At 39.6% G+C, this 2,221-nt stretch carries 3 protein-coding genes; all 3 read right to left on the reverse strand.

The genetic code is table 11. The annotated features are described in order from the left end of the window. Positions 1 to 407: 407 nt before the first annotated feature. Positions 408 to 971, reverse strand: coding sequence for a pyridoxamine 5'-phosphate oxidase family protein (locus CAG69_RS00710; RefSeq protein WP_202600659.1), 564 nt, complete (start codon positions 969 to 971; stop codon positions 408 to 410). A 154-nt stretch (positions 972 to 1,125) separates the two neighbouring features. Beyond that, complete coding sequence (locus tag CAG69_RS00720) at positions 1,126 to 1,602, reverse strand: GNAT family N-acetyltransferase (RefSeq protein ID WP_161442212.1); 477 nt, start codon at positions 1,600 to 1,602, stop codon at positions 1,126 to 1,128. A 153-nt stretch (positions 1,603 to 1,755) separates the two neighbouring features. Further along, positions 1,756 to 2,221: hypothetical protein (locus CAG69_RS00725; RefSeq protein ID WP_161442215.1), on the reverse strand; the 466-nt coding region annotated here is incomplete at its 5' end.

Below are 2,221 nucleotides of genomic sequence, written 5' to 3' on the forward strand. Positions count from 1 at the left end.
AGATGTCTATACAAGATCATCGAACAAATCGCATCTACTTCTACTTTTCCAGCCCCAACAAGTAGTTCTGGTTTAAAACCGATTATTTTAGCTAATATTCTTAATTGTTCTTGCTCATTGCTTGGCAAATTATACGGTAAACTGCTAACTGAAATTACGTTACTCATCACTCATCCATGTATAATTTTAGGGCTTATTTTATGAAATAAAAAGAATAACATATGCACTCAGTGGTGTATAGGAAATGTTATGAAACTAACGCCCAATTAAGGTGTGAAGCACGCGACCACAGTACTCAATTTAAACACCGTAAACACTAAATTAGACCCAAACCAAAAATGCCAAGCGTGCTGAATCACTCTTAAATTGTTTGTTATGCCTGTGGTGATTAAAACGCTTTTGTTCGATTACTCTACGTCCAAGCCAGACCTTTTAGCAATTTCAGTATCAAAACCATCGATACTCTTTTGGTTCTTTTTAAGCCAGTATTTTTCTATACCCGCTGTACCTTGTTTTTCTGACCAATTAGCTAGATCTTCACGGTCTCCCTCATAACTAAAGTAAGGAACTGACATTCCGCAGGAAGACTGTACCAAATCGACGTCTAGGACAAAGATTTGTCTAGCAGCAACACTTTTCGGAAACATCGGTGCATACTTACCCCAACTATCGTCTTGAGAGTGCAAAACAGTAGCCTTACCATAGGCTCGAAGGATTAGAGGAGAGCCCTCAAAAGCACAGAACATGACGGTCATTCTTGGGTTTTGAATGACATGTGATGCTGACTCATTGCCACTTCCTGTAAGGTTTAACCAAGCTATTTGCTTTGGGTTGATAACACGCAAGGAAGCTCCACCTTTAGGCGACAAATTCACACTACCACTCTCTGCGGCGGTAGCTACAAAATAGATTTTTTGCTGTCCGATAAATTCAATGTGTTTATCGGATAATTCTGAAAATTGCTTACCCAAAACGATTAACCTCCATGTTAATTTTCGATAAAAGGCATAACGCCCTGTTAAGGGGTGAGCAACGTAATACTGAAGCCGCTGCATACCACCTTAGACACTAAAGCCAACGCATAGTAAAAATGCCACGCGTTGCGAATCCCTCTTGAACAGTTTGTTAGGTGCGTAGCCAAAGTTGGTAAAAGTCTGTTTCATCGTGCTTGGGATTCTTGCGCACGAACTCCCAACCATGGCGCTTATAGAATGTGAGAGCTCGATGGTTACTTCGGCTTACTGAAAGTACAGCACGCAAACAATCCGCTTTACTCAAAGTGCTTACAATATAATCCTGCAATTTTGCAGCGAGTCCTGAACCACGAAAGTTCGGCTTTAAGTAAATGAGATGCACATAGCCAATCTCCGGCTCGGGTGAAAAGCTACGAAACTCTAACTGCCCTGCAAACTGACCATCCACAAATATATGGATATAGAACCATCCTGATGTTGCTAACCGATCTAATACTCGTTCACGATAACCACTGATGAAATCGTCGAAACCATCGTAATGCCCAAAACTACAAAAGTATGCATCTTTTCTCGCAGCAACGCACAATTCGAAATCATCAATGTTTATCGACTGAAAAGCAATTTCCATACTTACCTTTTCCTTCAAGCACCTAACGCCGCATTAAGGTGTGAGCAACGCTACAACACAACTAAACCATACCACCGTAAACACAAAACCCAACGATGGAATGAAAAATGCCATGCGTTGGGAATCACTCTTAAATGCTTTGTTATGTGAAATCTAGAACTCTTGCACCTGTCCAGAACCTGTTACAACGTAGATTCGTTTAAATACACCTCGATTCTCTAAATTGGAAAAGGCTTCAGCATACATAGCAAAAATGTCTTCATCTGAACTATGGAATTTATCCGCGTAGCAGTCCAATAATGCGAGATCGACCTGATATTTAAGATTTCTGCATTTATGGCTTTTCACTTCAACACTATTACAAATTAACTTGAATAGCTGCAAATCTGGTCGACACATAGCAACACGCGCATTTAAATCTTCAATGTTACGACTTGAGCCTGTTATCGGCACATTTGAAAATGCCATCGGAAATGAGGACTCACTAGATGATCTGGCAATTTTTGAAAACTTAACCAAGAGGCTATCCGTTCTAAATTCATATTTGTTTTTTGAAAAAGCATCATCAACTAGTTCTTCTTTGAAGAATTTATTGAACTTTTTCCTTATCTTTCTTATT

Origin of the sequence: Vibrio sp. V43_P6S15P86 (assembly GCF_009904725.1) — a bacterium.
GTDB classification, from domain to species: domain Bacteria; phylum Pseudomonadota; class Gammaproteobacteria; order Enterobacterales; family Vibrionaceae; genus Vibrio; species Vibrio diabolicus.